Below are 13,037 nucleotides of genomic sequence, written 5' to 3' on the forward strand. Positions count from 1 at the left end.
GTGATTTGCATAACTATGACAAATTATCTTTCAATGATTGGGATTAAAGTACCAACACGTTTTGTCCTATAACCCAGTAGTTATTTTGTAATATTTAAAGTTTATCTAACTGTATAGTATTATCTCTTAACCACTGTGCCAGTTCTATATTTGTCATATTTCCTGCAGCTACATTAATAATTAATTTTTCCACTTCTTGTTGTGTAGCGGTAATATCATATCCATTAATGATTAAATACACATACATGCTGTGTAGTGCAGTTCGCTTATTGCCATCTGTAAAAGGATGGTTATTGGCGATACCATAACATAATTGTGCTGCTTTGTCATAGAGAGAGGGATATAAGTCGCTTCCCATAAATGTTTGAAATGGGGTATTTACAGCTGACGCTAAAAGATTCTTATCTCGCACTCCTGAAGAGAGGACAAATGCATCTTCTAATTCTCTGTGCAGTTCGTAGATATCTTGTACAGTAAGTTGAATATTAGGTGTACTCATTTATTCTCCAATGCTTTATATAGGTCATAATTACGCTTTAATACTTGTTGCGAGATGTCTTTTATCTGCTTTTTTAGCTCTTTATTAGTATCACTAGTTATGATAGAGGTTTTGTCGTTTGTTTTGCAATTGATAATTTTCTGAACTTTTGACGTCATAAATTAAATTCCTTTACTGTATTTTTGACTTTTATATTTACTATATATTTGACTTTTATATCTATTATATAGGTAATAAATCCATATAAACAATCTAATTTTTAATAATCAAATCAAAAGTGCAAATTTATTTATCCCTCACAAACCCAGCATTTATCTATGTTCTTGCCATATAAATCTAATTGGTCAAAATAAAAGTCAAAAAAAGTCAAAAATTTTATCTTTGACCTATTGACTTTTTGACTTAATCAGATTATTATAATGTCATAAGGTTGAAGAAACCTAGAAATAAAGCAAGAAATTAAACAGACTTAAAAAGTCAAATCGATATACTTGTAGTAAAAAAAGTGAGGTAATTTATATGAACAACAACTTCAATAACTTTGGTAGCGACTTCGGTAGCATGAATGATTTATTCAATCAATTGATGGGTAACATGGGTGGTTATTCCACAGAAAACCGTCGTTATAAAATTAATGGTCGTGAAGTAACGCCTGAAGAGTTTGCTTATTATCGTCAAACAGGTCATTTGCCTACTAATGAAGAAATCCAAGCAGCACAAGCTGCAGCTCAACAAGGCAAAATGAAAAAGGATGGTATCCTTGCTCGTTTAGGTACGAACTTAACAGACGAAGCTCGTAATGGTAAGCTTGATCCTGTTATCGGTCGTAACAAAGAAATTCAAGAAACTGCTGAAATCTTAGCACGTCGTACAAAAAACAATCCAGTTCTAGTCGGCGATGCTGGTGTTGGTAAAACGGCTGTTGTAGAAGGTTTGGCACAAGCCATCGTTAATGGCGATGTTCCAGCAGCGATTAAAAATAAAGAAATTATTTCCATCGATATTTCCGGTTTGGAAGCTGGTACTCAATATCGTGGTTCCTTTGAAGAAAATATCCAAAATCTTATCAAAGAGGTTAAGGCTGCTGGTAATATCATCTTGTTCTTCGACGAAATCCACCAAATCTTGGGTGCTGGTTCCACAGGTGATGGTCAAGGTTCTAAAGGCTTAGCAGATATCTTGAAACCTGCTTTGTCCCGTGGTGAAATGACTGTTATCGGTGCTACTACACAAGATGAATACCGTAACACAATCATGAAAAACGCAGCACTTGCGCGTCGTTTCAATGAAGTAAAAGTCAATGCCCCATCTGCAGAAGATACTTTCAAAATTCTACAAGGCATTCGTCCATTATACGAAGCGCATCATAACATCGAATTGCCAGATGCCGTTTTGAAAGCCGCTGTAGATTATTCCGTACAATACATTCCTCAACGTAGCTTGCCAGATAAAGCCATCGACTTGATCGATGTAACAGCAGCTCACTTGGCATCTCAACATCCTGTAACTGATATTAAAACATTAGAAGCAGATATTGCAGATGCTAAAGCAAAACAAGAAGAGTTTGCTCAAAAAGAAGATTACGAATCCGCTATTAACGAAAAGATGCGTATTCAAAAATTACAAGAAGAAATCGACAAGCATACTGATAACCAAAAGGTAGTGGCTAAGGTTAACGATGTAGCCGAAGCGGTAGAACGTATGACTGGTATCCCTGTTTCTCAAATGGGTGCATCTGATATTGAACGCTTGAAAGATATGAAATCTCGTTTACAAGCTCATGTTATCGGTCAAGATAAAGCAGTAGAAGCTGTTTCTAAAGCTATCCGTCGTAACCGTGCAGGATTTGACGAAGGTAACCGTCCAATCGGTAGCTTCTTATTCGTAGGTCCTACTGGTGTTGGTAAAACAGAATTGGCTAAACAATTAGCACTTGATATGTTCGGTAACAAAGATGCTATCATCCGCTTGGATATGTCTGAATACAGTGACCGCACAGCCGTTTCTAAATTGATTGGTGCTACAGCTGGTTACGTTGGTTACGAAGATAACTCCAACACATTGACTGAACGCGTTCGTCGTAATCCTTACTCCATCGTATTGTTCGACGAAATCGAAAAAGCAGACCCTCAAGTTATTACATTGCTTCTTCAAGTATTGGATGATGGTCGCTTAACAGATGGCCAAGGTAACACTGTAAACTTCAAAAACACTGTTATCATTGCTACATCTAACGCAGGCTTTGGCTATGGTCAAGATAATGACGATGAAAACAAAGTAGATGTAATGGAACGTATCGCTCCATTCTTCCGTCCAGAATTCTTGAACCGTTTCAATGCTGTTATTGAATTCAATCAATTGAGTAAAGACGATTTGAAGAAAATCGTTGATTTGATGCTCGACCAAGTTAACAAAACTTTGGCTAAAAAACAAATTACCTTAGATGTAACTGACGCAGCTAAAGATTTGTTGATGGAACAAGGTTATGACAAAACAATGGGCGCTCGTCCATTACGTCGTGTTATTGAATCTGAAATTCGTGACAATGTAACTGATTTCTACTTGGATCACATCGATGCGAAACACTTATTGGCTGATGTTGTAGATGGTCACATCGTGATTAGCGACAAGGATGGTGCTAACACATCCGATGCTAAATCCAGTGATGACAAATCTGCAGATGACAGCAAACAAGCTGATGATGTTGCATCCAAGGACAATAAATAATCGGTAGGCTATTGACCCTTTCATTGAATCCCTTACAACTCTCTCCATATACACACAAATAACAATAGTCCTATTGATTGTGAAAGCACTCGACATTACGTCGAGTGCTTTTTTGTGCTATTATATGAATTTTGTATACATGACAAAAATCATTGATAACGTATCAATATATTTTGTATAATCATGTTACTATATTCTATAGAATTTAAAGGAAAGATGAAGAATATAAGGAAAATCAAGTATGTAAGGACAATCAAGCATATAAGAAAAATGAAGAACGAGAGGAGCATAGTGATGTCACATTATATAGATTTAAATAGCGATTTAGGTGAAAGCTTTGGCAATTATACATTGGGCATGGATAGTGAGGTGTTAAATCACGTCACTAGTGCCAATGTGGCTTGTGGTTGGCATGCCGGGGATCCTCTCATCATGGAGGCCACTGTTAAGATGTGCAAGGAGAAGGGCGTAGCCGTAGGGGCTCATCCGGGATATCCTGATTTGATGGGCTTTGGACGTCGCAAGATGGCGGTCAGCACTGATGAGGCACGGGCCTATATGATCTACCAACTCGGTGCGTTGCAAGGATTTTGCCATCAATACGATGTAGAGTTACAGCACATGAAATTGCATGGTGCTTTTTATAACATGGCGTGTGTAACGCCGGAATTAGCTGATGCGGTATTAGATGGTTTACAAGCAGTCAATCCCAAGGTCCGTGCCATGGTGCTCAGTGGTAGTTATATTGCCAAAGAAGCAGAGCGACGAGGTATTCCAGTGATACAAGAGGTTTTTGCAGACCGAGGCTATACAGAGGAAGGCACCTTGGTACCCCGTACGGAAGAGGGGGCTTTCATAAAAGACCCACAAGAGGCATTGGAACGGGTGCTCATGATGGTGCAAGAAGGCAAGGTCGTAACGAATACGGGCAAAACAATCGATATTGCAGCCGATTCCGTATGCGTTCATGGCGATAATCCAAAAGCGATAGCTTTCACAAAGTATATTCGTGAAGGCCTTACTAAGGCAGGTGTCGTGGTAGCGAATTTTCAGAATCGATAGATTACAATCGATTGTATAAGAATAGATAGAATCAGAATAGATAAAAGGAGTCAGTATGAAACCGATTACAGGTAAAGCGAGTTTATCTGTCCTCTTAGGGGCAGCATTTTTGATGGCCACGTCGTCCATTGGGCCAGGATTTATGTTACAAACGGCGGCGTTTACAGGCCAGTTACAGGCGGATTTTGCGTTCGCCATTGTGGTGTCCGTTATTTTCTCCATCATTGCACAGCTCAATGTGTGGACCATCATCGGTGTATCCCAAATGCGGGGCCAAGACATTGCGAATAAGGTCTTGCCAGGGCTTGGTTACTTCGTAGCGTTCTTGATTTCCCTTGGGGGCCTTGCGTTCAATATCGGCAATATTGGGGGCGCGTCCATGGGTCTTAACATCGTATTCGGTATCGATACGACGACGGCAGCAGCCATCAGTGGTATCTTGGGGATTTTATTATTTGCATCTCCTAAAATGGGTGGCGTTCTCGATAACACGGCGAAAGTGTTGGGCACAGTGATGCTCGTACTCATCGGTTATGTAGCGTTTTCTACTAATCCTCCTGTAGCAGAGGCTGCAACCCATGCTATCGTGCCAACCAATTACCCTTGGCTAGCTACGATTACCCTTATCGGCGGTACCGTAGGTGGGTACATTACATTCTCCGGTGGCCATCGCTTGATTGATGCGGGCATTACAGGCCGTGAACATTTAAAAGATGTGCGTCGCGCTGCCTTCATGGGCATGTCCGTAGACGCCATTGTTCGTATATTGTTATTCTTAGCCGTACTCGGCGTAGTATCCATGGGCTTTGCGTTAGATCCAAAGGACCCAGCAGGTTCTGCGTTCTTACTCGGTGCTGGTGAAATCGGCCATAAATTATTCGGTATCGTATTCTTCTGCGCTGCGTTAACATCTGTTGTGGGTGCTGCCTATACATCGGTATCCTTCCTTAAAACCTTGTTCAAGGTGGTGGAACGGTATGAAAAATTGACCATCATGGCATTCATCTTCGTGTCCACATGCATTCTTATCTTTATCGGTAAACCAGCTACGCTGTTAATCGTGGCTGGCTCTGTGAATGGTTTGATCTTGCCTGTTACCTTAGCCGTTATGCTATTGGCAACGCGTAAGACGAATATCGTAGGGGACTATAAGCACAATCCGATTCTATTCTATACCGGCTGGATTGTCGTGCTTGTGACCGCCTATATCGGCGTTACATCCTTGCAAGGTATTGCAAAATTATTAGGTTAGGGGGACATCATGAATCCCACAATTTCTCCGGTTGGGGATAGTGCTATCTCCATCGAATTTGGTCAAGTCATTGACCCTAAGATTAATCAGCGTATCCGTCAGACTGTGGCGGGTATTGAAAGCCTCCATTTAGAGGGAATCGTTGAGATGGTGCCTACCTATTGTGCGCTTCTCATTCAGTATGATGCGCTGCGCTACACCTATGCTGAACTGTGCCGCATTCTTGAACCTATCTGTACGCAGCCTATCCAATCTGATGAAAGTGAACTCGTGACGGTCGTTGAGATACCGACCGTCTATGGTGGTGAATTTGGCCCAGACCTTGGATTTGTAGCCTCTCATAATCACTTGACAGAGGCCGACGTGGTGAGCATTCATAGCGGCACGGATTACCTCGTGTATATGATGGGCTTTATTCCGGGCTTTACGTATCTAGGTGGCATGGATCCGCGCATCGCTACGCCGCGATTGTCTTCGCCGCGTACACATATTCCGGCAGGGTCCGTAGGCATCGCGGGTGAGCAGACCGGCACCTATCCATCGGATTCTCCTGGAGGATGGCAAATTATAGGACGTACGCCTCTGTCCATGTACGATGCATCCCGTGAAGAGGCGGCCCTTCTCAAGGCGGGCGACTATGTGCGCTATGTTCCCATTGATGAAAGTGCGTTCCACTGTATTAAGAAATTGGGTTCTTCTTTTAAGCCCGTTGTGCATCATGTAAAGGTAGGTGACCTCCGTGGCGGTAAGTGAATATAAGAATGCGTCATTTGAGGTGGTTGCGCCTGGTATGATGACCACCGTCCAAGACGGAGGGCGCATAGGCTTTCAACAATATGGTATGCCCGTGGCTGGCCCTATGGATGGTGAAAGCTATTCTATCGGACAAGCCCTTGTAGGGAATACGACACCCGTAGGTGCTTTGGAGTGTACCGTACTCAGCCCTACGCTCAAGGTGAAAGGTACATGTATTGTTGCTTTCACAGGCGCCGATATGAGACCTACCATTAATAATGTTGAGGTGCCGCGGTACATTCCTTTTGTCTGTCATGACGGCGATGTCATCTCTGGCAGCTTTAGCCAATGTGGGGTGCGCATGTATATTTCCTTCGCCGGAGGTATTGATGTGCCCGAAATCAACGGCAGCGTGGCGACACATACAAAAGCGAATATTGGCGGTTTTGAGGGACGCCCCTTAGCGGCGGGCGACGAAGTGCGTTTAAAGGACTGCACGCGTGATACTATCATCTGCGATTATACTAGAGAATCAAATCATTTATTTAATACGGTTCTATTTAATCGGGGCGGCCGTGAATGCCATGAACCGCTGCGCGTTGTACTGGGCTCGCAAGCTAAGTGCTTTACAGAAACGGGTATTCGCAATTTTAGCAGTGAACTCTATACATTAACCATTCAATGCGACCGTATGGGATTTAGATTAGATGGGGCGCCTGTTGAACACATCGACGGCGCCGATATCATCTCCGATGGCGCTGTGTTTGGATCCATTCAAGTCCCATCTGATGGGAATCCAATTATCCTTATGGCAGATCGGCAAACGACGGGGGGCTATACTAAAATCGGTACCGTTATTACTGCCGATTTGCCTAGACTTAGCCAGTTGCCTATTGGGGATGGAATTACCTTTGATATTGTATCTGTGGAAGAGGCACAAAAGATGTATAGGGCATATATGCAAAATTTGCATAGCAAAATCAACTTAGCTTCTGCACAAAGTACATTTGTATTCTCTCTAAAAACAACAATATAATATGCAAAAAATGATCAATTTATAAGTTTACACATAATTTTGTATGTATATGTATTTTATGAAAGCCACTCCTTATAGTAAGGAGTGGCTTTTTCGTGTATAAAGTATAAATCAATATTAAATAATTTATCGTATTACTTAAAAATATATCGACATATTTTCTTAAATAAAAATCTTCTATAAAAAATGAGGATAAAATGAACAGATTTGGTATAGATTAAGTTGTGTGAAATCAATAACGGATTGATAATGAGAATAGCAGAAATGCTACATATGATGAAAATACATACGAAATGAATTAAAATACATAAAGAATTTATATAGAACATAGTAAATACAAGAAAAAATAAAAATAGACAAAATTCGAAATAAGAATTAAATATTCTTAATCCGTATAATTTACAATTGAGAAATATGAGGGGAGTATGATAGAATAATGAAATCAAATCCATAGTTTTTTAGAAGTTAATGGATTTTATTGCTCTACAAAGAGCTAAACTTCATTATGTTTTTGAAAATATATTTCATGTAGTTGAGAGGTTAGTTAGTGAAAAGGAAGCGAAAATGAATAAAATCTTTAAAGTTATTTGGTCTAAGTCGAAACAATGTTACGTTGTAGTATCCGAATTGGCTAAGAATACAACAGGGAAAAAGAAAATTATAGTAGCTAGTATTTTAGCGGCAATGGTTGCTGGGCAAGCGATGCAGGTTGAGGCTGCATATGGGAAAATTTCGCCTAGTAATGGTACAGGATCTTTAGCGATTTCTGGTGCTGGTGGTAGTCCTGCTACTGCATCTACAGATGATGCTATTGCGGTTGGTCAAGATGCGTCTGCTACAGGTCGAGGTGGTATTGCGGTTGGTAGAAAGTCTAACTCTGTTCATAATGCTCTTTCACTTGGGTGGATAGCTTCTGCAAAAAATACAGGCGCCATTGCTATTGGCTCTGCTCTTGAAGAGCCTGGTGTTCCTGGAGAAAAAGAGGTGGTGTCAGAAGGTTTTTATTCCATTGCAATTGGTGGAGCATCACAATCTTCTGGTAGTACTTCAATCGCTTTAGGTGTCAAGTCTTCTGCAACTAAAGAAAGTGCTACTGCTATTGGTAAGAGTTCTAATGCATCGGGAATTGGTGCTTTTGCTGCTGGTTTACAAACTAATGCTTCAGGTGCTGGATCTATTGCTATTGGTGGTGCTACTTCTGATACTGCATCTAATGGTGCAACGGCCTCTGGGGCTGCATCTATTGCTATGGGCTATAAATCGAAGGCAAGTTCCCAAAATGCTGTTTCAATTGGTAGTGAATCTAAGGCGCAAGAATTAAATGCTATTGCAATTGGTACTAATACGAATGTAACAAAGCAAAATGCGACAGCCGTAGGTTCTGGTGCATCTGTTACAGGTCATAATGCTACTGCTGTAGGGAATGAAACAACTGCTAAAGAGCAATATGATAATGCTTTTGGTTATAAAAGTACTGCTAAGGGTGGTGCTTCTACTGCATTAGGTTATTATGCAACATCTTCTGGCAATAATTCTGTTGCATTAGGTTCTCAAGTCAATACAACTGGTATTGCTGCTACGGGGATTGGTTATACTGTGACATCTTCTGGTAATCGGTCCGTAGCATTAGGTGCATCAATTACTTCAAATGGTGATTATGCTACAGGTATTGGTTATAGCGTAAACTCTAACGGTGAGGGTGCTATTGCTATTGGTGCAGGAACTGATACGTTGGGTGCTATCCCAGCTAAGCAAGTAGAAGCAACTATGAAGAATGCTATTGCGATTGGTCGTGCAACGAGTGCTACCGGTGAAAGTGCAACAGCAATTGGTACTGAAGCAACTGCATCTACTTCTGATGCTATTGCGGTAGGTAGAAAATCTAATGCTTCTGGTGGTACATCAATAAGTTTTGGTTATAATACAAAAGCAACAAGTACAAATTCTGTTGCTATTGGTACGGATGTATCTGCTACAGCTGAAAGTGCGATTGCTCTTGGTCGTAAGACAACGGCTAGTGATTTAAATGCAACTGCAGTTGGTCCATTAGCCAATGCTTCCGGAAATTCTGCATCTGCTTTTGGTATGAGTGCTACTGCGTCTAAAGCAGAGTCGTTAGCGTTAGGTACGAGTGCTTATGCATCTTTAGATAAGTCTGTAGCACTTGGTAGTAATTCTACAACTGCTACAAATGCAACAAGCCAGGGTTCTGTTATTATTGGTGGTAAAACAATAAGTTGGAATGGGGCACCAACAGTGACCGGTACAGGTATGCAAGTTTCCGTTGGCTCTGCTGGTGCTGAACGTCAAATTAAGAACGTAGCAGCAGGTGAGGTATCTGCCAATAGTACTGATGCAATTAATGGGTCTCAACTATATGCAGTTGCTGAAGGCCTTCGTACAAAATATGTATCTATTAATTCTACCGTAGCTAATAACCAAAATAATGATGGGGCAACTGGTAGTAATTCCATGGCGATTGGTCCTAATGCGTCTGCAACAAAAGCTGATTCCGTTGCCGTGGGCATTAACGCACAAGTAACTGGCTCTAACAGTGTAGCTATTGGTAATACTGCTTTAGCTAAACAAGACTATAATGTAGCAATGGGTAGTGAAGTAACTGCGGATGGTAATAATAGTGTGGCTATGGGCCGAATGGCATCCTCTACAGGCATGGCATCTTTGGCTATTGGTACATATGGTTATAATAATTCGACAGCAAGTGGTAAATATAGTATTGCTATTGGTCGTGATGTCACTTCTAGTGCAGAAGATGCGATTGCAATGGGGCGTAACTCTCAAGCTACAGCAAATTACGCGTTAGCACTAGGTGCAGAAGCTAACGCATCCCAAGCATCTGGAGTTGCACTTGGTTATGCTTCTACAGCAGATACAGCTGCGGGTGTTGCTGGATATAATGCTAATACAGGACGCAGTGATACATATACTGCCTTAAGTGGAAACGTATTAACAAGTACTTTAGGGGCAGTTTCTGTAGGCAACTCTACTAATACCCGTCAAATTACTGGTGTTGCAGCTGGTAAGGCCGATACTGATGCCGTTAACGTAGCACAATTGAAGAGTGTTAATTTAGCTTTCACAGGTAACTCTGGTAGTGGCGACGTTAATTTATCTAAGAGTAAATTAGCTGTTGAAGGTGGTACTGATTCTTTTGTTACTACTACGGCTGCTAATAAAAAATTAGAGATTAAGACGACCCAAGGCCAGTTAAAAAATACGGCTGGTACAGTATCTGTTAATGGTAATAATGGCTTAGCGGTTGCTCAAAATGTAGCAGATGTTATTAATCAAGCCAATGCAGATCAGTCTATTAAATACAAAGCTAATGGTACAGGAAATAATTCTGTTAAACTTTCTGATGGCTTGAACTTTACAGATGGCACTACTACAACGGCAACAGTAGGTGCGAATGGTCAAGTATCTTTTGATCTTAATACGGCGACAAAACAATCGATTACTGATTCTGCCACTGCTGTAGCCCGTACGATTTCTCTAGGCGGTGATACTGGTACTACAACAGCTAAATCATTAACGTCTGGTAATGTTAATTTTGGTATTAAAAGTGGTAGCTCTACATATCTTACAACGACTGCAAATGGTAATGATGTGACTTTAACTGTCAATGAACAGGCTATTAAGGATGCTGCTAAGGACGCGTCATCTTTCAAGGTGAAAGCTAATACTAATACCGCAGAAGATGTTAAAGGTGGCGATACAGTTGCTTTCAACGATGGTGATAATATCGCGATTACCCAAACTGGTAAGACTTTTAAAATTGCTACAGCTAAAAATGTAACATTTGATACAGCTACTATCGGTACCAATACAACTATCGGATCTACAGGGGTCACAACTAATAAAGTGAATGTAGGCACTGTTTCTATTGATGGAACTAACGGCATTAACGCAGGTGGTAAGGCTATTACTAATGTAGGCACTGGTCGCGTGGCTAATAGCAATGCTGACGATACCAATGTTGCGAACATTGGTGATGTTAAGGCAATCGCTACTGATGCTGTAGCTAATTTGTCCACAAATCTTGGTATTACAGATGGTACGACTAGTGGTACTGTTAACTTAAAGAACCAAAGTTTAAAAGTTGTTGGTACAGGTGTTGCAAAGGCAACTGTAAATGGCCAAACAATTACAGTTGATGTAGCAAAAGGTACATTGACAAATAATACGACAACTGGTGCTTTAACGGGTACTGCTGGTGTTGTTGATGCTAATGATATGGCAACTGCTGTTAACACAGCGATTACAAAAGCTGTAGATACTGCTACTGGTACGCAAAAACTTGATGTTTCTGCAGGTGGTACAGATAGCTCCGTTAACCTTAAAACTCAAAAATTAACGGTAGCAGGTGCAGGTGCTGCGACAGCGTCTTTGACTGGTCAAACGATTACTGTTAATGTGGCGGAAGGTACATTTACTAATAAGTCAGATGGTACAACGAGTGCTACAGCTGGAGTAGCTAAGGCTGTAGATGTAGCCGCAGCGATTAATAATACTAATGCTGTATTAGGTAATAAAATTACGGAAGCTACACAATCTTTATCTACATTAGGTGACAATAAATTTAAATTAACGGCAGATTCAACCTCAACAACAGGTCAAGCACTTAATAAGTCTGGTGGCTTATCCTTTAAGATTGCCGGTGATGGTGACTTAGTATCCACAAGTGCTACTACAGATACTGTAAATGTGACTGTTAAAAAAGGTACACTAACTAATGCTGCAGATGGATCGCTTAATGTAACTAATAGTGGGGTAGTAACTGCAGATAACATGAAATCTGTAGTCAATGATGCGATTACTAAAGCTGTTACATCTGCTAAAGATGGTTCTGCCTGGAATCTTTCTACTAATGGTGGTACCGCTACCAAAGTATCTGGTGGTAATACGGTTGATCTCATTAATGGTGACAACATCGAGATTACACAAGATGGTACAGATGGTAAGAAGATTACGGTTAAGACGAAAAAAGACCTTACTGTAGATTCTGTAACGGCAGCAAATACCGTAAAAGTTGGTTCTGCTACTAACCTTATTACCTTGGATGGTGCAACAGGTGGAGTGAGTGGTAATACATTTACAGCTGGTAATGCATCTATGAATACGACTGGATTCCGTTTAACAGGTGGTCCATCTGTGACTACAGCGGGAATTGATGCTGGTAATAAACAAATTACGAACCTAGCAAGTGGTGGTACTACAGCTACGAATGCTGCGAATATTGGTGATATCAATGCGGCTATTTCTAGTTTGACTACTAACCTAGGTAAGAATACGACCATTGCTTATAAAGCAAATAATGCAGGCGGTCAAACAGTATCCTTGGCAGATGGATTTAATTTCACTAATGGTACATTAACAACTGCAGAAGTAGCAGCTAATGGTGTTGTGAAGTTCAATGTAACGCAAGGTTCTTTGTCTACTGATGGCAATGGTAATATCACAAATACCGCAGGTGTAGCTACAACTGACGATGTAAAAAATGCAGTTAATACAGCTATTACAAAAGCGGTAGATAATGCTACTGGTACTCAAAAACTTGATATTTCTGCAGGTGGTACAGATAGCTCCGTTAATCTTAAAACTCAAAAATTAACAGTAGCAGGTACAGGAGCTGCGACAGCGTCTTTGAATGGTCAAACGATTACTGTTGATGTAGCACAAGGTACATTTACTAATAAGTCTGATGG

7 protein-coding genes are annotated in these 13,037 nt (G+C 40.8%); 6 read left to right on the plus strand and 1 reads right to left on the minus strand.

Translation table 11 applies throughout. The features are described from left to right. Positions 1-94 precede the first annotated feature (94 nt). Positions 95-499 (minus strand): type II toxin-antitoxin system death-on-curing family toxin, encoded by a 405-nt coding sequence (locus tag LKD20_RS09165; RefSeq protein WP_195186520.1) that lies wholly within the window; start codon positions 497-499, stop codon positions 95-97. Positions 500-1,018: 519 nt separating this feature from the next. Between LKD20_RS09165 and LKD20_RS09170 the strand changes: the two genes are divergently transcribed. The 6 genes from LKD20_RS09170 to LKD20_RS09195 all read left to right on the plus strand — a co-directional run. Continuing rightward, complete coding sequence (locus LKD20_RS09170; protein WP_227721573.1) at positions 1,019-3,226, plus strand: ATP-dependent Clp protease ATP-binding subunit; 2,208 nt, start codon at positions 1,019-1,021, stop codon at positions 3,224-3,226. A 294-nt stretch (positions 3,227-3,520) separates the two neighbouring features. Continuing rightward, on the plus strand, positions 3,521-4,288 hold the full coding sequence (locus LKD20_RS09175) for a LamB/YcsF family protein (protein WP_227721574.1): 768 nt from the start codon (positions 3,521-3,523) through the stop codon (positions 4,286-4,288). A gap of 55 nt (positions 4,289-4,343) precedes the next feature. Continuing rightward, the gene (locus tag LKD20_RS09180; protein WP_227721575.1) at positions 4,344-5,540 is read left to right on the plus strand and encodes an NRAMP family divalent metal transporter; all 1,197 of its coding nucleotides are present in this window, start codon (positions 4,344-4,346) and stop codon (positions 5,538-5,540) included. A gap of 9 nt (positions 5,541-5,549) precedes the next feature. Next, a complete protein-coding gene (gene pxpB / locus LKD20_RS09185) occupies positions 5,550-6,293 on the plus strand; it encodes a 5-oxoprolinase subunit PxpB (RefSeq protein ID WP_227721576.1) in 744 nt (247 codons plus the stop codon). Next, on the plus strand, positions 6,280-7,311 hold the full coding sequence (locus LKD20_RS09190) for a 5-oxoprolinase subunit C family protein (RefSeq protein WP_227721577.1): 1,032 nt from the start codon (positions 6,280-6,282) through the stop codon (positions 7,309-7,311). The genes pxpB and LKD20_RS09190 overlap by 14 nt, the downstream gene beginning before the upstream one ends. A gap of 564 nt (positions 7,312-7,875) precedes the next feature. After that, the coding region (locus LKD20_RS09195; RefSeq protein ID WP_255621381.1) for an ESPR-type extended signal peptide-containing protein at positions 7,876-13,037 on the plus strand (5,162 nt) is incomplete at its 3' end.

Source organism: Veillonella fallax, assembly GCF_020687175.1.
Taxonomy (GTDB): domain Bacteria; phylum Bacillota; class Negativicutes; order Veillonellales; family Veillonellaceae; genus Veillonella; species Veillonella fallax.